This is a genomic window from Priestia sp. ABM2_011 (genome assembly GCF_056158845.1).
In genome coordinates this window covers 1,174,156-1,196,475 of record NZ_JBSWUB010000001.1, presented here as the reverse complement: position 1 = coordinate 1,196,475, position 22,320 = coordinate 1,174,156, and the positions used below count along the sequence as shown (strand labels likewise).

At 39.5% G+C, this 22,320-nt stretch carries 22 protein-coding genes and 1 pseudogene; all 23 read right to left on the bottom strand.

What is annotated here, in order from left to right; genetic code table 11:
• Positions 1–115: 115 nt before the first annotated feature.
• The 23 genes and pseudogenes from aroA to ACXAE4_RS06250 all read right to left on the bottom strand — a co-directional run bounded on the left by aroA (position 116) and on the right by ACXAE4_RS06250 (position 22,310).
• Positions 116–1,405 (bottom strand): 3-phosphoshikimate 1-carboxyvinyltransferase, encoded by a 1,290-nt coding sequence (aroA, locus tag ACXAE4_RS06360; protein WP_034270869.1) that lies wholly within the window; start codon positions 1,403–1,405, stop codon positions 116–118.
• 21 nt (positions 1,406–1,426) lie between these two features.
• Positions 1,427–2,527, bottom strand: coding sequence for a prephenate dehydrogenase (locus ACXAE4_RS06355; protein WP_099000468.1), 1,101 nt, complete (start codon positions 2,525–2,527; stop codon positions 1,427–1,429).
• A gap of 72 nt (positions 2,528–2,599) precedes the next feature.
• Positions 2,600–3,703: a histidinol-phosphate transaminase gene (hisC, locus tag ACXAE4_RS06350; protein ID WP_033579752.1), complete on the bottom strand. Its 1,104-nt coding sequence runs from the start codon at positions 3,701–3,703 to the stop codon at positions 2,600–2,602.
• Between the two features lie 4 nt (positions 3,704–3,707).
• Positions 3,708–4,523 (bottom strand): tryptophan synthase subunit alpha, encoded by an 816-nt coding sequence (trpA, locus tag ACXAE4_RS06345; RefSeq protein WP_033579751.1) that lies wholly within the window; start codon positions 4,521–4,523, stop codon positions 3,708–3,710.
• Entirely contained in the window at positions 4,510–5,724 is a 1,215-nt protein-coding gene (trpB, locus tag ACXAE4_RS06340) for a tryptophan synthase subunit beta (RefSeq protein ID WP_028411500.1), read from the bottom strand. The genes trpA and trpB overlap by 14 nt, the downstream gene beginning before the upstream one ends.
• A 30-nt stretch (positions 5,725–5,754) precedes the next feature.
• Positions 5,755–6,348: pseudogene (locus ACXAE4_RS06335) on the bottom strand (phosphoribosylanthranilate isomerase); the annotation flags it as partial.
• The gene (trpC, locus tag ACXAE4_RS06330) at positions 6,338–7,105 is read right to left on the bottom strand and encodes an indole-3-glycerol phosphate synthase TrpC (RefSeq protein WP_028411501.1); all 768 of its coding nucleotides are present in this window, start codon (positions 7,103–7,105) and stop codon (positions 6,338–6,340) included. The pseudogene ACXAE4_RS06335 and the gene trpC, both read right to left, overlap by 11 nt.
• Positions 7,095–8,120: an anthranilate phosphoribosyltransferase gene (trpD, locus tag ACXAE4_RS06325; RefSeq protein ID WP_028411502.1), complete on the bottom strand. Its 1,026-nt coding sequence runs from the start codon at positions 8,118–8,120 to the stop codon at positions 7,095–7,097. The genes trpC and trpD overlap by 11 nt, the downstream gene beginning before the upstream one ends.
• Positions 8,113–9,627 (bottom strand): anthranilate synthase component I, encoded by a 1,515-nt coding sequence (gene trpE / locus ACXAE4_RS06320; protein WP_028411503.1) that lies wholly within the window; start codon positions 9,625–9,627, stop codon positions 8,113–8,115. The genes trpD and trpE overlap by 8 nt, the downstream gene beginning before the upstream one ends.
• Before the next feature lie 283 nt (positions 9,628–9,910).
• Positions 9,911–10,993 (bottom strand): 3-dehydroquinate synthase, encoded by a 1,083-nt coding sequence (aroB, locus tag ACXAE4_RS06315; protein ID WP_028411504.1) that lies wholly within the window; start codon positions 10,991–10,993, stop codon positions 9,911–9,913.
• On the bottom strand, positions 10,993–12,165 hold the full coding sequence (gene aroC, locus ACXAE4_RS06310; protein WP_099000471.1) for a chorismate synthase: 1,173 nt from the start codon (positions 12,163–12,165) through the stop codon (positions 10,993–10,995). The genes aroB and aroC overlap by 1 nt, the downstream gene beginning before the upstream one ends.
• 134 nt (positions 12,166–12,299) lie before the next feature.
• Positions 12,300–13,082 (bottom strand): CheR family methyltransferase, encoded by a 783-nt coding sequence (locus ACXAE4_RS06305; protein WP_028411506.1) that lies wholly within the window; start codon positions 13,080–13,082, stop codon positions 12,300–12,302.
• Positions 13,083–13,293: 211 nt separating this feature from the next.
• Entirely contained in the window at positions 13,294–13,743 is a 450-nt protein-coding gene (ndk, locus tag ACXAE4_RS06300; RefSeq protein WP_013059010.1) for a nucleoside-diphosphate kinase, read from the bottom strand.
• A 115-nt stretch (positions 13,744–13,858) separates the two neighbouring features.
• Positions 13,859–14,824 carry a heptaprenyl diphosphate synthase component II gene (gene hepT, locus ACXAE4_RS06295; protein ID WP_028411507.1) on the bottom strand — a complete coding sequence of 322 codons (966 nt, stop codon included), beginning with the start codon at positions 14,822–14,824 and terminating at the stop codon, positions 13,859–13,861.
• Between the two features lie 81 nt (positions 14,825–14,905).
• Positions 14,906–15,610: a demethylmenaquinone methyltransferase gene (locus ACXAE4_RS06290; RefSeq protein WP_013059012.1), complete on the bottom strand. Its 705-nt coding sequence runs from the start codon at positions 15,608–15,610 to the stop codon at positions 14,906–14,908.
• 4 nt (positions 15,611–15,614) lie between these two features.
• A complete protein-coding gene (locus ACXAE4_RS06285) occupies positions 15,615–16,406 on the bottom strand; it encodes a heptaprenyl diphosphate synthase component 1 (protein ID WP_226313308.1) in 792 nt (263 codons plus the stop codon).
• Between the two features lie 281 nt (positions 16,407–16,687).
• Positions 16,688–16,918, bottom strand: a complete 231-nt coding sequence (mtrB, locus tag ACXAE4_RS06280) for a trp RNA-binding attenuation protein MtrB (RefSeq protein ID WP_028411509.1) — start codon at positions 16,916–16,918, stop codon at positions 16,688–16,690.
• 25 nt (positions 16,919–16,943) lie between these two features.
• Positions 16,944–17,510 (bottom strand): GTP cyclohydrolase I FolE, encoded by a 567-nt coding sequence (gene folE / locus ACXAE4_RS06275; protein ID WP_013059015.1) that lies wholly within the window; start codon positions 17,508–17,510, stop codon positions 16,944–16,946.
• A gap of 148 nt (positions 17,511–17,658) precedes the next feature.
• Positions 17,659–17,931: an HU family DNA-binding protein gene (locus ACXAE4_RS06270; RefSeq protein WP_013059016.1), complete on the bottom strand. Its 273-nt coding sequence runs from the start codon at positions 17,929–17,931 to the stop codon at positions 17,659–17,661.
• A gap of 373 nt (positions 17,932–18,304) precedes the next feature.
• The gene (gene spoIVA / locus ACXAE4_RS06265; protein ID WP_013059017.1) at positions 18,305–19,783 is read right to left on the bottom strand and encodes a stage IV sporulation protein A; all 1,479 of its coding nucleotides are present in this window, start codon (positions 19,781–19,783) and stop codon (positions 18,305–18,307) included.
• Between the two features lie 229 nt (positions 19,784–20,012).
• Positions 20,013–20,735 carry a hypothetical protein gene (locus ACXAE4_RS06260; protein ID WP_028411510.1) on the bottom strand — a complete coding sequence of 241 codons (723 nt, stop codon included), beginning with the start codon at positions 20,733–20,735 and terminating at the stop codon, positions 20,013–20,015.
• Positions 20,736–20,759: 24 nt separating this feature from the next.
• The gene (locus ACXAE4_RS06255; RefSeq protein WP_028411511.1) at positions 20,760–20,963 is read right to left on the bottom strand and encodes a DUF2768 domain-containing protein; all 204 of its coding nucleotides are present in this window, start codon (positions 20,961–20,963) and stop codon (positions 20,760–20,762) included.
• Between the two features lie 315 nt (positions 20,964–21,278).
• Positions 21,279–22,310 (bottom strand): NAD(P)H-dependent glycerol-3-phosphate dehydrogenase, encoded by a 1,032-nt coding sequence (locus tag ACXAE4_RS06250; protein WP_013059021.1) that lies wholly within the window; start codon positions 22,308–22,310, stop codon positions 21,279–21,281.
• Positions 22,311–22,320: the final 10 nt, after the last annotated feature.

Genomic DNA, 22,320 nt, shown 5'->3' with positions numbered 1-22,320 from the left:
AACCTTCGTTCACCATCTCAATAAAAAATCCGAACGAGTTTGATTTTTCATCAACAATATCAATTCCTCGTTCGGATTTCCCTTCAACCAAAATACGTTTGTTCCAGCCTCTTCCTTATTGGCTTAGCTCATCAAGATCTTCAAAAAAAGTAGGGTAGGAGACGTGAATGGCATCACTTCTCTTTAGCGTTACCTCTCCCGTTGCAATGGCTGCTGCGACCGCAAGCATCATTCCAATTCGATGATCTCCGTAGCTGTCTACTTCACCGCTTCGCAGGGCCGTCTTGCCTTCAATGATGAGGCCATCAGCTGTTGGCGTAACAGAGGCACCCAGCTTGCTTAGCTCGGTTGCAACCGTATCGATACGGTTCGTTTCTTTTACTTTTAGTTCTTCCGCATCTTTAATCACCGTTTTCCCAGTTGCCTGAGTCGCCAAAAGAGCGATTACCGGAATTTCATCAATTAAACGAGGAATTAAATCGCCCCCAATTTCAATCCCTTTCAACTGAGACGTTTCAATCGTCAAATCGCCAATAGGCTCTCCATTTTGAATACGTTCATTGGAAATTGTAAGGCGTGCACCCATTTGCTGAAGCACATCAATAATACCTGTTCTTGTAGGATTGAGTCCGACGTTTTTCAAAACGATTCGGCTGTTTGGAACAATGGCTCCTGCAACAAGAAAGAATGCAGCTGAAGAAATGTCTCCAGGGACGTACACATCCGTTCCGCGCAGGGATTGTCCCCCTTCAATACTTACAGTCGTTCCATCTACCTCTACGTCTACTCCAAATGCGCGAAGCATACGCTCGGTATGGTCGCGTGATGTAAAAGGCTCGGTTACTTTTGTTGTGCCTTCGGCATGAAGTCCCGCTAGTAAAATCGCCGATTTTACTTGTGCACTTGCTACAGGAGAATGGTAATGAATTGCTTTTAATGCTCCTCCTCTAGTAGATAAAGGCGTATATTGGCCATGCTCACGCCCATCAATCTTTGCACCCATAGAGCGCAGCGGCACCGTAACACGGCTCATTGGACGCTTGGCAATCGACTCATCTCCAATTAGAGACGTATGAAATGGCACACCGGCAAGAATCCCCAGCATTAAACGAGTAGTTGTTCCTGAATTTCCTACATCTAAGATGGAAGTAGGTTCACTTAATCCTTCGATACCTTTACCTTCCACTTCGACATACTCGCCTTCTCTTTTAATCGATACGCCCATCTTTTCAAAACAAGAGATAGTACTTAAGCAATCTTCACCTGCTAAAAAATGATTAATCGTAGTTTTCCCTTCTGCCATCGCTCCGAACATCACAGCTCTGTGAGAAATCGACTTATCCCCGGGAATAGAAATTTCTCCTTGAAGAGATGAAAGATTCGTTTTTAATGGTTTTCCACTCATTTCATTCACACCTTTCGTACATTAAGAAATAAACGTCTGATATTGATGCTGATGGAGACACGCTCTTGCCCGCTTTCTATCTTCCTCTGTTTGAAAGCTCAAACGTAATACTCCGTATATATCTTCTCGTGTTTCTAAAATTCGAATGTTTGTAATACTGATTTCATCTTCTGCTAAATAACCGGTTACTTCTGAGATAATACCCGGATAGTCAGGAACATCCACATAGAGATCATAAAAGGATGGAATCGCTCCTTTGGTTCGTACAGGAAGCTGATCTCTAAATTGTTTCGCTTGTGAAAAATATGTATAGATATCATTCGCATCTTTTCGTTCGATCATATTTCGCACGTCGTTCATTTCTTCAAGCCAGTGGTCAAACATTGAAAGAAGCGCATCCTGGTTATGAAGCAAAATATCTCTCCACATCGCTGGACTGCTTGAAGCAATACGTGTAATATCACGAAACCCTCCAGCCGCAAGCTGCGAAACTAGCTGATTGTCTTGTTGGTAATATTCTGCTTGATGAACAAGGCTTGCAGCAATAATATGTGGAAAATGGCTAATGACACCTGCTAATTTATCATGTTCTTTTGGTGACATTACAATAATTTTAGCTTTTGTACCACTTAGCAATTCCTTTAAGCTTTTTAAAGCCTCCGAAGAAGTAGAAGATGAAGGTGTTAATACATACATTGCATTTTCAAATAAATGAGCTTTAGAAGCAGCTACTCCGCTTTTATGAGACCCCGCCATTGGATGACCCCCGATAAACTCAATGCCTTTAGAAATAAGAGCCTCGGCTGTCTTCACTACTTCTTCTTTTGTACTTCCTACGTCTGTTACGATGACAGACTGTTTGAGCGTAAAATGTTCGAACTGTTTTAGCACTTCCGCTGCTTGGGTGACCGGAATGGCAATAACAATATAATCCGCTTGCTCAGCGCCTTGTTGCAAAGAAGAAGCCGCTTGGTCAATTACGCCTAGAGTTTTAGCGAGCTCCAGCTGCTCTTGATTAATGTCAAAACCTATTACATCAAGATGATGATGCGTCTTTTTTATATTAAGTGCAAGAGATCCTCCAATTAATCCTAGGCCTATAACAAAAACATTTTCTTTCACTTTCCTTCACCTCATTGTGCATATGAAGATGAGAGTGTGAAATCACACTCTCATCTTTTACTATATTAGGTATTAAGCTTTCGCCGTTTCTTGGTTAACAAACTGCTGAAGCAATTCAATGATTTGTTCATTTTGTTCTTTTGTTCCCACCGTAATACGAACGGAAGTTGGGAAGCCTAATGCATTCCCTGAACGAACGATAAATCCGCGCTCCAATAAAAATTGAAACACTTCATCGCCTTGACGGCCAAAATCAATTAGAACAAAATTAGTGAAAGAAGGATAATAGTTTAAGCCATTCTTATCACAGAAAGCATAGTACTGCTGCAAACCTGCTTCATTTTTCTTTTTGCACTCTTCAATGAACGCTTGGTCTTCAAGAGCAACGATTGCTGCTTTTTGAGCCATGCGGCTTGTATTAAAAGGTTCGCGAGCCGGCTCAATTTTTTGTAGCAATGATTCGTTTGCAATACCGTAACCAATACGCAAAGAAGCTAAGCCGTATGCTTTTGAAAATGTGCGAAGTACAATTAAGTTTTCGTATTCATTCAAAAGCTCTACCGTATTCGGATAGTCGGCTTGGTCTGCTGCATACTCAAAATACGCTTCATCCATAACGATTAACGTATGCTTAGGAACTTGCTTCATAAAGGAAATTAACTCATCGCCCTTCACATACGTTCCCGTTGGGTTATTAGGACTGCATACCCATACAATTGTCGTATTTTCATCAATTGCACGAAGCATAGCATTTAAATCATGATCTCCGCCGCGCAGCGGTACTTCACGAATTTCTGCACCTTCAATCACGGCATTGTGCTTATATTGAGGAAATGATGGCGTTGGCATGACAGTGTTTGTATCAGCCGATAGTAAAGCTCGGCAAATAATTTGAATGACTTCATCAGACCCATTTCCAAAAATCAGCTGATCTTGCTCTACACCTACGTGTTTTGCTACTGCTGCACGCAGTTCAGCTGCATAACCGTCTGGATAAAGCGCCATATTTTCAATTTCTGCAGCAATCGCCTCTTTTACTAAAGCAGAGCTGCCGTAAGGATTTTCATTGGATGCTAATTTTACAACGCGATCTAAATTAAATTCACGCTTCACTTCTTCAATTGGCTTACCTGGTTTATATGGAGATAAAGTTAGTAATTGTTCTTTTACCTTCACCGTGTTACACCTCGCATTTTTGTATAGGCGAAACGATGGATGCAACATACTCCTCAATTTGATTTAATCCGTCTCGGCGTGTATCCTTATTTAAAAGAACTTCTTCAAGCTGGCCAATTTTATTAACAATTGCACTTCCAATTACAATGCCGTCGCTGTGTTCTTTTAATACCTCTACTTGTTCGCTTGTTGAAATCCCAAAACCGACGGCAACCGGTATAGAAGCTGCTGCTTTCACATCTTCTAAAAAGGTGCCAATATCAGCCGGCAACGTAGAGCGAACCCCAGTAACGCCTAAAGACGACACGCAGTATAAGAAGCCCGTTGCATCTGCAGCAATTTTTTGAATACGCTCTTTAGATGTAGGAGCAACCATTGAAATGTACGCAACTTCATTTTCAGCGGCAAGCTCCCGGATACGGCCACTCTCTTCGTACGGTAAATCCGGAATTAGCACTCCATCTATTTCATTTTCTCGCATTAACGCGAAAAAGGATTCTAAACCTAATTGTAACACAGGATTAAAATAGGTAAAGAGAATTACCGGTATTTTCACACCTTTTTTTCTCATCACCGATACAAGCTTAATAGCTTTTGAAATAGACATACCGCCAGATAAAGCTCTTTTGGACGCCTCTTGAATAATCGGACCATCTGCTAAAGGATCGGAATACGGTACGCCCAGCTCTAAAATAGAAGCACCTTGCTTTTGCAAAGACAAAGCAATCTCCACCGTTGCATCTTCATGAGGATCTCCTGCTGTAATAAATGGAATAAATAATGTTTCATGTTTAGGTAGTCTCGCTTCAAACGTATTCATGTTCTTCTTCCTTCCCTTCTAGCAAGTTTACTAATGTATGAACGTCCTTATCTCCTCGACCTGATAAGCAAATTAAAATGGTTTCTTCTTTCGTCATGCTTTTAGCCAGTTCAAATGCTTTTGCCAGCGCATGGGCGGATTCGATAGCCGGGATGATTCCCTCCGTTTTCGCCAGCAGCTGAAGAGCTTCGATTGATTCATCATCCGTTACACTTTCATATTCTACTCGTCCAATAGATGAAAGGTGAGAATGCTCTGGACCGATACCCGGATAATCCAAACCTGCTGAAATAGAATAAGGCTCTGTAATTTGACCATTTTCATCTTGAAGTAAATACGTGAGCGTTCCGTGGATAACACCTTTTGTGCCTTTAGCCATTTTAGCAGCATGAAGAGCTGTATTTAGTCCTTTCCCCCCTGCTTCTACTCCAATCAAGCGTACATGTTCTTCTTTAATAAAATCATAAAACATACCGATTGCATTACTACCGCCTCCGACGCATGCCACGACAGCATTTGGAAGTTTTCCTTCTACCGCTGTAAACTGTTCTTTTGCTTCTTCTCCAATAATTTTTTGGAAATCTCGAACCATTTTAGGATAAGGATGCGGTCCAATTGCCGAACCAATTAAGTAAAAATGATCTTCACAGTGTTGAACCCAGTAGCGGATTGCTTCATTTGTTGCATCTTTTAGCGTTTTTGTTCCAGAAGTTGCAGGAATGACTTCCGCTCCTAGAAGCTTCATGCGAAAGACGTTCAACGCCTGACGTTCAATATCTTCTTCTCCCATGAATACTTTACATTCCATTCCGAACTTTGCAGCTACTGTAGCTGTGGCTACCCCGTGCTGACCCGCTCCTGTTTCAGCAATAATTTTTGTTTTGCCCATCCGTTTAGCAAGTAAAATCTGTCCAATGGCATTGTTGATTTTGTGAGCACCCGTATGATTTAAGTCTTCACGTTTTAAATAAATTTTTGCCCCGCCGAGTGTTTCGGTAATATTATCAGCATATGTTAAAGCCGTTGGTCGCCCTGAGTAATTGACGAGTAAGGATAGATACTCATCTTTAAATGCCGGATCTTTCATTGCTTGATTCAAAGCTGCTTCTACTTCTTCAAGTGGTTTCATTAATGTTTCAGGTACGTATTTTCCGCCAAATTCACCAAAGCGGCCAAATTCATCAGGATGATTGTATGTCATAGTATGGATCTTCCTTTCAATCTCTATAATTTTTGTATAGTCCTTCGTTTCATTTGTTTCAATACCGCCAGAAATATCAATCGCCCCAGGCTTGTAGGGTAACAAGTTCTCAATGTTAAAGGCATTGATTCCTCCAGCAATAAAGCATTTTTTACCTAACTTTCGTGCAGCTGATTCATACTGAGGAACGAAGCTCCAATCAAAAGCGACGCCCGTTCCTCCGAATTGTTCTTTAACCTTGCTGTCAATTACATAACCGTCAGCTTCTTCATATACATGCATTTGCTGCAGCGTATCTTTATTGTGCGGGAGTGCTTTCCATACTTCATATCCACGCTGCTTTAACTCACGTACTTCAGCAGCTGTTTCTTGCCCGTGGCACTGAATCACAGCTAAATTTGTCACGGAGGCAATTTCAAGTATTTGATCCACCGGTGTATTAACAAATACCCCTACTAGCGAGACTTGTTTTTTTATTTCATCTGTTACAAACTCATTTACTCGTTCAGGCTTTACATATCGTTTACTTTTAGGGTAGAAAATAAAGCCAATGTGAGTAGCAGCCGACTTTTCGATTAAAGCTATATCTTGTTTTGATCGAATACCGCAGTACTTAATAAGCATATTCACTTTCCCCAAACAGCTTTTTAATCGCTTTGGTTTGATTATCCTGTCTCATAAGCGATTCTCCTACTAAAATAGCTTTTGCTCCGGCTTCTTTTACGTAGGAAACATCATCGTATAAGTAAATGCCGCTTTCACTTACTAAAAGCTGATCTTTCGGCACGTGCTTAGCGATTTCTTTTGTCTGCTGCACGCTGGTTTCAAACGTATGAAGATTTCGATTATTAATCCCGATAATCTTCGGTGTAAATACAGCTAACAGCTGTTCAAGCGTTTCTAAAGAATGCACTTCTACTAAACAATCTAACTCTTTTTCAGCAGCTTGAAGATAAAGCTCTTGCAATTTTAATGGTTCAAGTGCTTCTCCGATGAGTAAAATAGCATCGGCACCGATTCTTGCACTTTCTTCCACTTGAATGGAATCAATGATGAAATCCTTACGAAGCACAGGAATAGAGACATGCTGTTTAATATCACTTAAAAACGTTCGGTGTCCTTGAAAATAGTGCTGATCCGTTAACACAGACAAAGCATCTGCTTTTCCTTCCTCGTAGGCTTTAGCAATTTCCACAGGCTGAAAATTCTCCTTTATTAATCCTTTGGAAGGAGAGGCTTTTTTTACTTCTGCAATAAGAGCCAGCTCTCGATTTGGATTTGATAAAGCTTCTAAAAATGATCGTTTTGTAACATTTTGCTGTTCGGGTAACTGTAGGTTTTGAATTTCTTCTTTTTTTGTTTCAATAATTTTATTGAGCATGTTCAACCACCTTTTTCGATTTCAATCGTTGTAATTGCGTGTATGCAGCACCTGATTCAATTGTTTCTAAAGCTACAGCTACTCCTTCTTCAAAAGTAGAAACGTTTCCGCTAACGTAAATAGCTGCAGCAGAGTTCAACACGACTGCATTTTTAGCAGTTACATTACTTTTATTTAAAAATAGCGATTCAATGAGCTCTGCACTCGATTTCGCGTCTTCTACCACCAAGTCTTCAAGCTTACCTCTCTGTAAGTGTACATCCTCTGGTGCAAGCGTATATTCTGTAATAACATTGTCTTGCACTTCTACAATATCCGTTACATCCGTGGCACTAATTTCATCCAAACCGTCCCTGCCCGCAACGAGAAGAACGTGGTTAGCTCCCAGTACAACAAGCGCTTCTGCTAATTTCCGTGCAAGCTCAATAGAGTAAACGCCAATTACTTGCTTTGTGCAATTAGTAGGGTTTGCTAACGGACCTAATGCATTAAAAACGGTTCTAAACCCTAATTCCTTTCGAGTAGCAGCAACGTGCTTCATAGCAGGGTGATAAAGCGGCGCAAATAAAAAGGACATGTTGAGGTCAGACACCGCATTTTTCACTTCTTTTTCATTTCCTTGAATCCATATATCCAGATGTTCTAACACGTCTGCACTTCCGCTTTTAGAAGACACCGCGCGATTCCCATGTTTCGCAACCTTTACTCCAGCAGCAGATGCCACAATCGCACTAGCCGTCGAAATATTAAACGTAGAGGCGCCGTCTCCTCCCGTACCGCACGTATCTACTACGTTTAATTCTTCTAGAGAAATAGCATTCATGTTGTTTTTCATACCCCGGACAAAACCAACAATTTCATCGACGGTTTCTCCTCGGTACGTTAAAATGGTTAGCACGCTAGCAATTTGAGCTGCCGGGACTTTACCGTTCATAATATCATTCATAATTTTTTCTGCTTCTTCCGCTGAAAGTGACTCGCCGCGCAAACACTTTTTCAACAATTCTTTAAACATATACATCCTCCTTTTTATCGTAGATGTCTTGAGCTAATTGAATTGTTTTAATTAAAGCGCTAGCTTTATTGCGGGTTTCTTTCCACTCAAGCTCCGGTTTTGAGTCAGCAACCACTCCTGCTCCAGCCTGTATATAAGCGGTTTGGTCTTTCAAAAGAATGGTACGAATTGCAATGCACGAATCAATGTTTCCATCAAATCCGAGATATGCTACGGTTCCTGCATATACATTTCGCGCAACTGGTTCAATTTCATTTAAGATTTGCATCGCCCGCACTTTTGGAGCGCCAGATACGGTACCCGCTGGAAATGCAGAAAGCAGCGCATCAATAGGATGTACTTTTTCATCTAGGCGTCCTGTCACTTTAGAAATCAAGTGCATGACGTGCGAAAAATTAACCTGCTGCATTAATACCGGCGTTTGGACACTTCCATACTGTGCAACTCGGCCGATGTCATTTCTTGCTAAGTCCACGAGCATATAGTGTTCTGCCCGCTCTTTTTCATCGTTAATTAAGTCTTCATACAAGCGCGCATCTTCTTCTGCATCTCTGCCGCGTCTTCTCGTTCCTGCAATTGGATGAATTTCTAAATGGCCGTTTTCAATTTGAATCAACCGCTCAGGGGAACTTCCAATCAATTCCACTCCCTTTACTTTCACGTAAAATAAATAAGGAGATGGATTAACTAATCGCAATACTCTGTAAATATCAAATCCAGCTACGGTCGTATCAATTTGAAATCTCTGCGACAATACGGCTTGAAAAACATCTCCGCTTTTAATGTATTCCTTAATTTTTTCCACATCTTGCACAAATTTATCTTTTTGGTATGACGATGTCACACCTTCAAAGCTAACTTCGCGCTGCTCGCTTTCAAACATCATCGGCTTTTCTTTCACCGTCTGCGCTATTCTTTCAACATATCGATTGATCTCTGCTAGAGCTTCATCATGTTTTTCTTTTTTCTGCTGTTCTTTATCTTGCTCATCAAGCTGAATGTAGTGAATCACCATAAGCTCTTTTGTTTGGTGATTATAAGCGAGCATCGTTTGACAATAGATAAAGTGAAAAGTAGGCATGTTCAAATCGTTTTGGGCATGTACGTTTACTTTTTCAATTTGCGATACTGCGTCGTAGCTGATAAATCCTACTGCTCCTCCTTTAAAAGGAAGTGCAAGGTCTGGTACTTTCACTTTCAGCTCTTGCTGAATTTTACAAAATACCTCTTTAAAGCTGTCTCCTTGCAGCACAGGTTGAAGCTGCTTGTTTTTTGCTAGATAGGTTCCGTTCTCTTCTTCTACATACAAAAACGGATTCAAGCCAATAAAAGAATAATTGGACCATGGTGATGATTCATCATTGCTTTCAAGCAAATATACAGCTTCATCTTTTACTTGCTGAAAAAGATCAACAGGTGTCATGCTATCGATAAATATTTTTTTTATGATTGGAATGGTTAAATACTTTGTAGAGTCTTCTAAAAAAGAAGTATACGTGTTCGTCATATCTTTCAATCCTCCATTTCATGGAGAATGAGAATAGATGAGGTTATATAAAAGAGGATATAATAAATAAACCCAAAGACACATCAAAAATGGGCCTTTGGGTATACGAATGGTAAAATTCACTCAACTAAACTCTGCTCAACTGTCTCATTCTCGTCTACCCTAATCTCAACTAAACTGTCTATTTTTTTCTCATAACTAAAATCTCTAAACTAACTTGTTACCAATTGTAGTACGTTTCAAATTCATTTGTCAACTACTATCTACTTGGCTTTTGAAGAAACTACGCTTGAAGCTCTTCATTCAGCAGCTTAAGAATCACTTCATCTTCTACTTGTTGAACAAAAGGTTTTCCTACGCCTTCAAGCAGTACCATATGAACATTGCTTGATTTGGACTTCTTGTCTGCTTTCATTCTCACGAGCAGCTTTTCAGCTGAAAGGTGGTTTGGAACAGACGTCTCATAGCCAAATTTTTCAAACCATTTCGCAATTTCAGCTACAGGGAACTCGCTTTTCCCAAGCGTATTGCTGACTTTCATAGCAAACAGCATCCCAATGGCTACGCCTTCTCCGTGACTGATTTGTCCATAGCCGCACTCTGCTTCGATCGCATGACCTAACGTATGTCCAAAGTTCAGGTGAGCGCGAACGCCAGCTTCTGTCTCATCTTCTTTTACAACAGATGCTTTGACTAAAATACCGCTTTGAATAGCATAAATTAATTTTTCATCTTGTAAATCAGTCAGCGATTGTATATTTTGCTGAAGCCATTCATAAAATGCTTCATCGTGAATAAAAGCATGTTTAATCACTTCTGCAAAACCAGAACGCCACTCTCTTTCAGGAAGCGTTTTAAGAAGATCAATGTCATAAACAACCGCTTCAGGCTGATAAAAAGCGCCAATCATATTTTTTCCAAGCTCATGATTAATGGCTACTTTACCGCCTACAGCACTATCGTGAGCAAGAAGCGTCGTTGGCACTTGAATAAACGAAACCCCTCTCATGTATGTAGCGGCTACAAATCCAGCTAAATCGCCAACTACCCCTCCGCCGAAAGCAATAACGAGCGCATTGCGGTCAAGCTGCTGCTCGAGTGCAAAAGTCTGACAATCGTAGTAATGTTGAAATGACTTTGCGTGTTCACCGCTTGGTACTACGTATTTAGCCACTTTAAACTGCGTCTCAATCGCTTTTACAACCGCTTCTCCATAATATGAATCTACAGCTGAATCAGTGATGATTAACACCGACGACAGATTAGGTTTTACACTCTCAATAATAGAAGGCAGCTTTTCAATTAATCCATTTCCTAAATAAAGAGGATATGTTTTGGATAAAGTTTGAATATCAATTTGCAACATTAAAACTCCCTCGCATGTACACGCATTTTCTCAATATTTTCAGCAATTAAATCAATTCGGTCTTGTCCAAACTGTTCGATTAGCGCATCAGCCAATTCCCAAGCTACAACGGCTTCTGCTACAACGCTTGCTGCCGGCACAGCACAGCTGTCTGAACGTTCGATGCTTGCCTCGAAGGCTTCTTTTGTTTCAATATCAACACTTTTTAACGGCTTGTAAAGCGTTGGAATAGGTTTCATTACACCGCGTACTACAATTGGCATACCTGTTGTCATGCCACCTTCAAAGCCGCCTAAGTTGTTTGTTTTACGGGTATATCCATGCTCTTCATCCCATAGAATTTCGTCATGAACTTCGCTTCCTGGTCTGCGAGCCGCTTCAAATCCAATCCCAAACTCAACGCCTTTAAATGCATTAATGCTCATAACAGCTGCAGCAATCTTCGCATCTAATTTACGATCGTAATGGACATAGCTGCCCACTCCTGCTGGCACGCCTTCAATAATAACTTCTACTACGCCTCCGATCGAATCGCCGTTTTTCTTAGCATCATCGATTGCTTGCATCATGTCTTTCTCAACAGCTGAGTCAAAACATCTTACTGGAGAAGCTTCAGTGACTTCTTGAAGTTCCTCTAAGCTTTTGTATTGAGGAGGATTTGCCTGTACGCCGCCAATTTCTAATACATGTCCAGCTACAGAAATCCCGAACTGAGCAAGGATTTGACGAGCCACAGCACCTGCCGCTACCCTTACAGTTGTTTCACGAGCTGAAGAACGTTCTAATACATTTCTCATATCGCGATGACCATATTTAATAGCGCCGTTTAAATCGGCATGCCCTGGTCTTGGTCTTGAGATTTTACGCTTTACTTCTTCTGATTCTTCTTCAGAAATTGGCTCGATGCCCATAATTTTTGTCCAGTGTTTCCAGTCGTTATTTTCTACCGCTAACGTAATAGGAGATCCTAGCGTATAGCCGTGGCGAACACCGCTTAAAATTTCCGCTTGATCTTTTTCAATTTGCATACGTCTTCCGCGACCATGACCTTTTTGTCTTCGCGCTAAATCTGTATTGATGTCTTCGGCTGTTAAAGGAAGTCCTGCGGGAACACCCTCTAAAATAGTAGTCAACTGTGGACCATGTGATTCTCCTGCTGTTAAATATCGCATAATCGTACCTCCGCTTAATATGTATTATTCGTCAGAATTTTTCCATTTTTAAATATGACTATACCATACTATAACATAAGAATATATAAAAAGTTTCACCTCAGCTTGTAAGAAATCGCTTCAGGTTATCTCAATTAAATGGTCTTTACTTTTCTGTAAAAAAACGTATCAGCCGTTTCAAACCCATACTTTTGCGGAGTGAAAATCTGCTCTGTGCTCCCTACAAATAAGATGCCTCCAGGTGCTAAAGCTCTGCTAAACTTTTCATATAAAGCATGCTTTGCTTCATCGGTAAAATAAATAAGCACGTTTCGACAAACAATCAAGTCAACGTTTTTAGGAAAAGAGTCTGACAGTAAGTTATGTTTTTGAAAAATAACTGTTTTTTTGATTTTTTCATCTAATAAGTACCCGGTTCCTCTTTGTTGAAAGTACTTATTTTTCATCGAAACAGGCATTTCCTGAAGTGAACGTTCATCATAAAAGCCTATTTTTGCTTTTTCTATCACTTTTTCATCCAGATCGGTCGCCAATATAGAAATACGCGAAAGCGGAAAAAATGTTGATAAAACCATCGCTAGTGTATACGGCTCTTCCCCTGTTGAACAGGCAGCGCTCCACACTTTCAGATCTGTTTTTCCTTTTACAAGAGTCGGTAAAATTTTTTGCTCCAATATATCCCACCGCTGATAGTTGCGATAAAACTCTGACACGTTAATCGTCATCCGATCTAAAAACTCCTCAAGCAGTTCGTTGTTACTGTTCATTGCTCGATAATATTCAAAAAAACTAGAAAAACCTTTTTTTTCATACAGCGAGGTGAGGCGGCGGTGCATTTGAGACTGCTTATATAGTGATAAATCAATGCCTGTTTTTGTTTTTATTTTCTCCACAAACGCGTCGTATTCATCTATCATCTTTGACTCTCCTTTCTCATTCCTATACGTTTATGTTAGACGTATAAAGAAATAAAACCTTTATATACGCTTATCTTCTTATTAATATATCGGAATACATTATGAAAATGTTTATGCGGGGAAATCTTTGCACTTAATAGCCTAGAAGCCTGTTTATACACACAATAAAAAAGACGAATGAAAATTCATTCGTCTTTTTGCGCTATCTAAATTAGTAAATCCAAGCGTCTGCGTCTTTTTTATAGAAAGTCAGCTCTTCACTTTCAAAGAATAAGCTGATTTCACGCTCCGCACTTTCTGGTGAATCTGAGCCGTGAATAATATTCTTATCCACAATCAGTCCATAATCACCTCGAATAGTTCCAGGAAGCGCTTCTTGAGGGTTAGTTTTCCCCACCATTTGACGTGATACTGAAATCACGTTTTCACCTTCCCATACCATAGCAAAAACTGGACCTGATGTGATAAATTTCACTAACTCACCGAAGAAAGGTTTCTCTTTATGTTCACCATAGTGTGTTTCAGCTAATTCCTGCGAAATATGCATAAGCTTAGCTCCAACTAATTGAAAACCTTTTTTCTCAAAGCGAGAAATAACCTCACCAATAATGCTTCTTTGTACCCCGTCTGGTTTGACCATTAAAAACGTTTTTTGTATCATTTTACTCTCCACCCCTGAAGTTCATGATATGTAAACAAGTTTTGAAAGCGCAATCACACCTCATGAAGATATTAACATTGTTTCGAGCAGTTTACAACTTATGAAAGTAAATAAATCAAAATTTCCGTTTTCCAATGTACTTCGCAATTTGATGCAGCGTTTTTTTCGCCTTGTTTGGCGGCAGTTCTTCTAAAATGCTCATCGCTTTTTGCAGATAACGATCGCTCATCTCAAATGAACGTTCAATGGCGTTAGAAGATTTAATATCAGAAATAATTTCATCAATCAGCTCTTGCTCATATTCCCTCTCGAAAAGCTGTTCTACTTTATCTCGAAACTCAGCATTTTCAATGGCATACAAAACTGGCAGCGTAATATTTCCTTGCAGTAAGTCGCTGCCAACTGGTTTCCCAAGCTGTTCTTCTGATGAGATAAAATCTAAAATGTCATCCGTAATTTGAAATGACATTCCCACGTAATATCCAAACCAAAATAAACGTTTATGTATATCTTCAGGAGCTCCCGCTGCAATTGCGCCTAACTGACAGCTTGCAGCAATTAGCAGTGCCGTTTTACGTTTAATTCTACGCAGATACACGCGTAAGTTTTGGTTTAGGTTGTATTTGTCCTTAATCTGTTCAATTTCACCGAGCGTTAATTCCACCATCGTATTAGATAAAATTTTATGTGCTTCCACATCTTTAACCTCACTCATAACTTCAAGTGCACGAGCAAAGATGTAATCCCCTGTATACATAGCAATACGATTGTCCCATTTTGCCTTAATTGTTGGTTTTCCCCGTCGCTTATCAGCGTCATCAATAACATCATCATGAACAAGAGACGCCATATGAATCAGCTCAAGCGCTACTGCCACATGTTTGATTTGGTCGATATTGTAATGCCCAAATTTAGCTGCCAACAAAACAAATACAGGGCGAATTCGTTTCCCCCCTGCTTGTAAAAGGTGAAGAGAAGCATCTGTGATAAGTGTTTCATCGGTATGAACAGTTTGTTCAAGTTCTTTCTCAATAAGGGTAATATCCGTATTCAAAAAAGCGTACATCATTTTTAGTTTCATTGGACTCACCTTGCATTATATATTCATTCTTTACTCCTTATCCTACAGGCTGTTGCACCTGTAGGACAAGCTTTTTCTCTTTTATCGTTTGTACCCTAGATGCATCGCCGCTACTCCACCTGTGTAAGATTTCACTTCAACATCTGTCAAACCGGCTTCACGGAACATATCAGCCAATTGCTTTTGACCTGGAAAGTCCCTAGCTGACTCTTGAAGCCATGAATATTCATCATAGCTTTTAGCGACCATCTTTCCAAGCGCAGGCATAATATACTTAAAATAAAGCAAGTACATTTGTCGGTAACCAATCATCGTTGGCTGAGACGTTTCAAGGCAAACCACTTTTCCGCCAGGTTTCACGACGCGCTGCATTTCCTTTAAAACTTGAAGGTAATCGGGCACGTTGCGCAGTCCGAATCCAATCGTTACATAGTCAAATGAATTATCTTCAAAAGGAAGCTCCATTGCATTGCCATGTAGTAAAGTAATATTTGAAAAAGGTGAGTTTTTTACTTTCTCTTCACCAATCTTTAGCATATTTTGACTAAAATCCAGGCCAACTGCCTCTCCTGTTTCTCCAACTGCTTCAGCCATAGCTAGCGTCCAATCCGCAGTTCCGCAACAAACATCTAAAGCTTTTGTTCCTTTTTGAACATTCATTCGCTTCATCGTATCTTTGCGCCATGCCTTATGACGCTGAAAACTAATAACAGAATTCATTTGATCATAATTTTTGTATATTTTTTCAAATACGCCATGGACACGCTGTTCTTTTGATTGCTGCATATCTCTATCCTTCTCCTACGACATTTTTCAACACTTCTAAGCTAGATGTAAGTTCATCTAAGTGCTCTCTTAAAAACTCATTCATCGCAAATTCACTTCGTAAGTACCCTCTAACAATATCTACAGACTGTTGAGTATACGAATAAAGGTATTCTTTTATTTGTTCTTGATTCATGCCAATTTGTTTGCAATAGTTTAGCAAGAGAGTAGGCTCTTTATGCTGTAATGACTTTAATTGCTTTAATATCCCATTCAAATACGCTGCATGTTTTAAAAGTTCTTTCCACTCTTCACGTTCAAAATAGTCACATAAGCATCTTACAAACGATGATTCTGCTGCTAAAAAACTATTCATAACGTCGTGTGGATTAGTAGAGCGATTGTTATAAATGTGTATCTTAGCGATATTAATTTCTTTAATAGCAGATGCTATAACTTTCATTAAATTCAGCTGGCTGCTTTGAGCTAAATAGTAATAGTACAGGCCGCTGTAATAATCTCCGGCCAAAACTACCAGCTGCCTCTCATGCAGCTTCCCTTCATTTCCGCTAACATTTTGAGTGGAGACTAGATCGTGGGTATCAAGTGCGGTTTGAACGAGCATCACAGATAGCACAGAGCTGTTCTTTTTTTCTTCTTCCATTGAAAGAGTATCTAAGAACGAACACATGTACAGTAATCTATTTTCATCAATACGCGGATGATGAATATATTTTTTTACATATGGATGACTTAATTCAACATGAAGCTGTTCTTTCATGTTGGCCACAATATCATAGATGGTTTTTACGCTCATCATCCTTGTCTCCCTTTCCATCACTATTTGTTTAAAGTTCTTTTAACTCCAAATCGATAGTGTCAATTATAACATAATTACATTATAAAATATCCTTTAAATTCTTTTGAAGCTTTTTCACGGTTTAAATCCTTTAGCTGCTCATCCGCTTGAACACCGTTCATCTACATACCATCTTGATTTCTTAGACAGTAATTTAAGATATTGCTTTTAGTTTCACCATGTTTTTCCTGTTCTTATTCATTTATTTTAAATATAAATAAAAGCAGGAAAATCCCTGCTTATTTTTTCGTATCGGATTCAATTTCTCCGTGAACAGTCTGAACGACGGCTTTGCCACGAATTTTAATTGCGGATGTATGCTCAGTAAACTGCGCAATCATCACTTCGCCTTTATCTAGTTTTTCTGAATGATGAAATCGCGTATCTGCTCCTCGCGTTAAGCCAATTACGTTAACTCCATCTTCGACCGCTTTAATGACAATATACTCTGGCGTTCCTTTTTGTGTCATATTCTCTTCTCCTTCATCATCCACATTATGATTTGATCAATGATAAAACTTCAGCTCTAGAACTTGCATCGTGTTCTAACACTCCACGCACAGCAGAAGTAATTGTCATAGCCCCAGGCTTTTTAATGCCTCGCATGGTCATACACATGTGCTCTGCTTCCACTACTACCATTACCCCGTGCGGCTCTAATGTTTCTACAATAGAATCCGCCACTGTAGATGTAATTCTCTCCTGAAGCTGAGGACGTTTCGCAACAGCTTCTACCGCTCTTGCCAGCTTACTTAAACCGGTCACTCGTCCGCCTTTTGGAATATACGCAACATGAGCTTTTCCGTAAAAAGGCACTAAGTGGTGTTCACACATAGAGTAAAAAGGAATATCTTTTACAAGCACTAGCTCTTCATGATCTTCTCCAAAAACTGTTTTAAAATGCTCTTTTGGATCTTCATTCAACCCGGAAAAGACTTCCTCATACATTTTAGCTACTCGCTTTGGTGTATCTAATAATCCTTCACGGTTTGGATCTTCGCCAATTGCTTCTAAAATTAGTCTCACAGCTTGTTCGATCTGTGGTTTATTTACAGATGACATGTTGTTGCCCTCCAATTCGTTGCATTACGACTTTATGAAAAAAATTCTAGCATATGTATATACCAAAGGCAAAAAAGAAAGGTCGCAAATGTGCGACCTTTCAAAGCTCTTCATCAACGGCTATGAATAAAGCCATTTTATGTAGATATTATTTTACAGCATCTTTAAGAGCTTTACCTGGTTTGAATGCAGGAACTTTGCTAGCAGGAATTTCGATTTCTTCGCCAGTTTGTGGATTGCGTCCTTTACGAGCAGCACGTTCACGTACTTCGAAGTTACCAAAACCGATAAGTTGAACTTTGTCCTCAGCTTTTAAAGCTTCTAAAATTGTATCGAAAACAGCATCAACTGCTTTTGTAGCATCCTTTTTTGAAAGCTCACTTGCTTCTGCAACAGCATTAATTAATTCTGTCTTGTTCATGCCATTCACCTCCTCCCAAAATCGGATCATATAATAACTAAAAACCTTGTTAGAAAAGGAATCTAGTAATTCGTTATATCTCATTCTTTAACAAAACAAATGGATATTATACATAACCTATGTATCGACAAGCCTAATCATAAACGATTGAACTAAATAATTCAATGTTTTTCATTCGTCTGCCGTATGTATGTAGTGAAAACAGTATGATCGATCGATTTCTGTTAAAAGATTAACATATTGAACAAGGCATAGCAAGCAGAAAATAACGCAGGAATAGGATAACCACGCGATCTATCACAATATATGTAAAGTTTTGTATGATCTATCCAAAAAGAAGAGGCTCCTTTATGAGGAGCCTAACGTTATATTCTTATAAAATAATCGCGATTAAACCTCCAGATCCTTCGTTAATAATCCGTTCTAGCGTTTCTTTTAACTTATATCGCGCATTTTCAGGCATCAGCGACAGCTTTCCTTGAATCCCTTCTCTTACAATTGAACTTAGAGAGCGGCCAAATATATCTGAATTCCAAATTGAAAGCGGATCATCTTCAAAGTCTTGCATCAAATAACGAACTAATTCTTCGCTTTGCTTCTCCGTTCCGATAATCGGCGCAAATTCTGATTCTACATCCACTTTAATCATGTGTATAGAAGGTGCCACTGCTTTTAAACGAACTCCAAAACGCGATCCTTGGCGAATAATTTCAGGTTCATCAAGGCTCATATCTGAAAGCGAAGGTGCAGCTACACCATAACCCGTTTGCTTAACCATGCGAAGTGCATCAGAGACTTGATCATACTCGGTTTTTGCATGCACAAAGTCTTGCATTAACTGCAGCAAATGATCTCTTCCGCGAATTTCTACTCCCACGATTTCTTTCAAAATCTGATCATATAAGTCATCTGGAGCGTATAAGTCAATTTCGGCAATCCCCTGCCCCATCTCAATTCCGGCTAATCGAGCCTGATCGATAAACTCAAACTGGCTAAATTGCTCTACTACCCGTTCAACGTCTCTCAGTCTCTTAATATCTTTTACCGTTTCTTTAACGGCTTCTTGATAGCTTTCACGCAGCCAATGTTTATCTTTTAAAACCATTACCCAGCTTGGTAGATTAACGTTGACTTCTAATACAGGGAACTCGTATAGTGCTTCTCTTAATACATTCATCACATCAGTATCGCGCATGCTTTCCACACTCATCGCTAATACTGGGATATCATATTTTTCATTAAGCTTTGCACGAAGCTTTTCTGTATCGGGATGATATGGCTGTACGGTATTAATAACCATGATAAAGGGTTTGCCTACTTCTTTTAGCTCATTAATGACGCGCTCTTCTGCTTCCACATAATCTTGACGAGGTATATCTCCAATTGAGCCATCTGTTGTAATGACGACACCAATCGTTGAGTGTTCTTGAATGACCTTTCTCGTTCCAATTTCAGCCGCTTCGTGAAATGGAATTGGTTCTTCATACCAAGGTGTATTGATCATTCGAGGTCCATTTTCATCTTCGTACCCTTTAGCGCCTGGCACTGTATATCCTACACAATCTACTAACCGTATGTTAACTTCTAGCCCGTCATCTACCAAAACATTGACTGCTTGATTCGGTACGAATTTCGGCTCAGTTGTCATAATCGTTTTTCCAGCTGCACTTTGTGGTAGTTCATCTTGTGTGCGAGCTCTTTCTGCCTCGTTCTCGATGTGAGGCAGGACCACCAGCTCCATAAACTTTTTAATAAATGTAGATTTTCCTGTTCGAACTGCTCCCACCACACCTAAATATATATCGCCTCCTGTACGTTCAGCGATATCTTTAAATACATCCACCTTTTCCAAAAGATCCCCTCCGATCTATGAGTTCATGGAATATGACATCCATTGCGAGAGTAAATTAGGACACTATATAGTTATGACGTTGTCCTATTAAAATATGACTTTTGATAGAAAAATTTATGATTTTTTTCATGCACATGCTGACTTAGTCATTCTGATTTTCATTATTGGTGTACAAGAAAGAGAAAACCCCTTCTCTCTGAATATTATTCAAGGAGAAGGGGTTCATGACTTATTTTTTAAAAAATATTGGTTCATTCTTATCGTTAACTGTATAAGGAAGAGAGTAAGCAGGTACAAAATCACTGTTTTCCACAAGGAGCTTTCGGATATCTTCACCCGGTTTGTAGGAGCTTTTATGCTTTTGAATGGCATCATACAAATCAGGACGATAATCTACAAATACATCTCCCTGCCCATTAACAATTAAAGAAAGACTATTCCCTGTATACGGGCTAGTAACGACAGGGGGTTCTTTCATATTCAATTTCTTATAGTTAATAGAGAATACGCCGGGAGCGATGACGTCTTTAAACGGTACGTATCCTTTATGGTTTTGACGGTATATATTCAAATGTACATTAACATCTTGAATCGTATCCGCCATCCGTAAGTCTAATAATTTAACCGTGGGCTTTGTTTCTGCATCCACAAGCACGTACGCAAATATCCCTCCGCTTTCATACGAATTCCCAGGTGCGTCTTGCATGTATCTAGGAACAATTTTCGTAAAGTCAATCGGATATTTTTGATAAATCGGCGTGTCCATATCTTTCGTTTTTATCGGCAATAAGCCTCCGCTTTCTTCTTTAAATTGATCAACGGCCGTTTGTACGGAAGCAACTTGATCTTTATAAGGAACTTGATTTTGAGACATTCTTTCCGTCGGGTACAAACAACCGGATAATACAAAAATGGTTAACCCAACAATAGACGTTAGCATGAATTTTTTCATTTTCCTCACCCTACCATATGTACATTAAGCATCTGTCGGACCACTGAATACAACAATTACCATAATAAGACCTGCTACAATCATGAGCGAATAGGCAATGAAAGCGAGTACAATTTTACCAACGCGGTTCGTGATTTTATAACGACTAAAGTAAATAGAAAATACCGCAATAAACATAAATACAATGGAACCCAATGAAATCCACATCTTTAACAAACCTGGCGACAAATTGCATCCACTCCTTTTTTCACCGTTATTATAACATAAGGACTTATAGTTAAGATGGATATTAATAGAACATTCTAAATTTAATATTTATTTACCTTCCATTGATTTACGCTCTATAGTAATTACTTTCCTATTAAATTGACAAATTCCTGCTTTTTCACATAAAAAAAATCGAAGCGAAGGGGGCTCTTCGCTTCGACCGTAACTAAATATTCCCATACTAACAGTTCTACTCATCTTTATTTACACGTTATTTTATGCAAGTAAATGATTTTGGGTATCACCAATTGCCTATTTTTTCATATTTCTTTGCACTTAATTTAATTTTTCTCCTAAAACATTCGCTAAATCTTCCATTTCATGTGTTTTAGTACGAGACATAAGCGCGTCTACTGCATCTTTTGCCTTCACATCATTAAACAGTACATTATATAAAGCATCAGCAATCGGCATTTTTACGTCGTATTTTTGAGATAGCTGGTAAGCTGCTTTCGTCGTGCGTACACCTTCTACAACCATTCCCATATTTTCTAATACTTCGTCTAAATTTTTGCCTTTTCCAAGAAGATTACCAGCGCGCCAATTTCGAGAATGAACGCTTGTACACGTTACAATCAAGTCTCCAATCCCGGTTAAACCTGAGAACGTCAGAGGATTGGCGCCAAGCACCGTACCTAAACGAGCGATTTCAGCTAAGCCACGAGTCATAAGAGCGGCCTTCGCATTGTCACCATATCCAAGTCCATCCGTGATACCAGCAGCAAGAGCAATAATATTTTTTAACGCTCCCCCAATTTCCACACCAATCACATCAGGATTTGTATAAACACGGAAGTACTGTTGATTATTAAATAAATCCTGCACTTTTTCTGCTGCTTGTATATTTGTTGAAGCTGACGTCACGGTTGTCGGCTGCCTTCTACTTACTTCTTCAGCATGACTCGGACCTGATAAGACAACGATGTCTTTTGTATCAATTTCTTGTTGAATCATTTGAGATATACGTAAAAGAGAATCCGGTTCAATTCCTTTACTTACGTGAACAATTGTAAACAGTTCATCGGTAAGGGATTTTAGCTGTTGCAACACTTCACGAATGGCCTTCGTTGGAACAGCTAAAATAAGGGTTTCAACACCCTCTATTGCCTTTTCTAATGACGTAAAACCTTTAATCTGATGAGGAAGCTCTACACCAGGCAGATATTTTTCATTCTGATGCGTCTCGTTGATTTGATCAATGACTTGTTGTCTATGTCCCCAAATGCGAACATCGTGTCCATTTTCCGCCAATACGAAAGCTAATGCAGTTCCCCAACTCCCTGCTCCTAGTACAGCTATTCTTTCCACGCCGATCACA

What these genes read in the sequence shown, in the direction of transcription:
- aroA (WP_034270869.1), bottom strand. Translation starts at nt 1,405, where the DNA reads ATGAGTGGAAAACCATTAAAAACGAATCTTTCATCTCTTCAAGGAGAA.
- trpA (WP_033579751.1), bottom strand. Translation starts at nt 4,523, where the DNA reads ATGAATACGTTTGAAGCGAGACTACCTAAACATGAAACATTATTTATT.
- trpB (WP_028411500.1), bottom strand. Translation starts at nt 5,724, where the DNA reads ATGACATACAATCATCCTGATGAATTTGGCCGCTTTGGTGAATTTGGC.
- trpC (WP_028411501.1), bottom strand. Translation starts at nt 7,105, where the DNA reads ATGCTCAATAAAATTATTGAAACAAAAAAAGAAGAAATTCAAAACCTA.
- trpD (WP_028411502.1), bottom strand. Translation starts at nt 8,120, where the DNA reads ATGTTTAAAGAATTGTTGAAAAAGTGTTTGCGCGGCGAGTCACTTTCA.
- trpE (WP_028411503.1), bottom strand. Translation starts at nt 9,627, where the DNA reads ATGACGAACACGTATACTTCTTTTTTAGAAGACTCTACAAAGTATTTA.
- aroB (WP_028411504.1), bottom strand. Translation starts at nt 10,993, where the DNA reads ATGTTGCAAATTGATATTCAAACTTTATCCAAAACATATCCTCTTTAT.
- aroC (WP_099000471.1), bottom strand. Translation starts at nt 12,165, where the DNA reads ATGCGATATTTAACAGCAGGAGAATCACATGGTCCACAGTTGACTACT.
- ACXAE4_RS06305 (WP_028411506.1), bottom strand. Translation starts at nt 13,082, where the DNA reads ATGATAGATGAATACGACGCGTTTGTGGAGAAAATAAAAACAAAAACA.
- ndk (WP_013059010.1), bottom strand. Translation starts at nt 13,743, where the DNA reads ATGATACAAAAAACGTTTTTAATGGTCAAACCAGACGGGGTACAAAGA.
- hepT (WP_028411507.1), bottom strand. Translation starts at nt 14,824, where the DNA reads ATGAAACTAAAAATGATGTACGCTTTTTTGAATACGGATATTACCCTT.
- ACXAE4_RS06290 (WP_013059012.1), bottom strand. Translation starts at nt 15,610, where the DNA reads ATGCAGCAATCAAAAGAACAGCGTGTCCATGGCGTATTTGAAAAAATA.
- ACXAE4_RS06285 (WP_226313308.1), bottom strand. Translation starts at nt 16,406, where the DNA reads ATGAGCGTAAAAACCATCTATGATATTGTGGCCAACATGAAAGAACAG.
- mtrB (WP_028411509.1), bottom strand. Translation starts at nt 16,918, where the DNA reads ATGACACAAAAAGGAACGCCAGAGTATATTGTCATTAAAGCGGTCGAA.
- folE (WP_013059015.1), bottom strand. Translation starts at nt 17,510, where the DNA reads ATGTCATCTGTAAATAAACCACAGATCGAACAAGCTGTGAGACTAATT.
- ACXAE4_RS06270 (WP_013059016.1), bottom strand. Translation starts at nt 17,931, where the DNA reads ATGAACAAGACAGAATTAATTAATGCTGTTGCAGAAGCAAGTGAGCTT.
- ACXAE4_RS06260 (WP_028411510.1), bottom strand. Translation starts at nt 20,735, where the DNA reads ATGAAAAAATTCATGCTAACGTCTATTGTTGGGTTAACCATTTTTGTA.